The 463-nt window shown below is 45.4% G+C and carries 1 protein-coding gene; it reads right to left on the bottom strand.

Annotation, left to right across the window (positions count from 1 at the left end; genetic code table 11):
* On the bottom strand, window positions 1-463 hold a 463-nt coding region (locus E0L37_RS21360; protein ID WP_133493637.1), incomplete at both ends, for an efflux RND transporter periplasmic adaptor subunit.

Raw genomic sequence — 463 nt, 5'->3', positions numbered from 1 at the left:
TTGTAAGGGTCATTAATTTGTGCAACCACGTAAAGCTGCTGCGCGCTTTCATCAATGGCCCCTTCGGTGCGAATAACTTGACCTTGCCATTGCTGTTTACCAACAAGATCTGAGCTAAATTTAACGAGTGAACCTGCGCTATTTTTAGCACCATCACGAAATTGTTCTGGTAAGTTAATGAACGGCAGATCTTTATTTTTGATTGGTAAGCGAATTTCAACACGGTCAATCGCATAAATGCTGGCAAGTTCCATGTTATTACTCACCACTTGGCCTAAATCTACGCTGCGGCTTAAAACTCGCCCCGCGTATGGAGCAGTGATTTTTGTACGCTCTAAATCAAGTTTGGCTTTTTCAAGCGTCGCTTGGGCAGACAATACACTTGCCTCGGCTGCTGCAAGTTGTGGCTTACGCAATACCAGGCTACTTGCTTGTTCACCCTTGCCTAAGCGCTCCCAATCAG

It is taken from the genome of Alcanivorax sp. 24 (assembly GCF_004360225.1).
Classification (GTDB): Bacteria; Pseudomonadota; Gammaproteobacteria; order Pseudomonadales; family Alcanivoracaceae; genus Alloalcanivorax; species Alloalcanivorax xiamenensis.
Note: the sequence above shows the minus strand (reverse complement) of the source record. Positions and strands in the feature narration are given on the sequence as shown.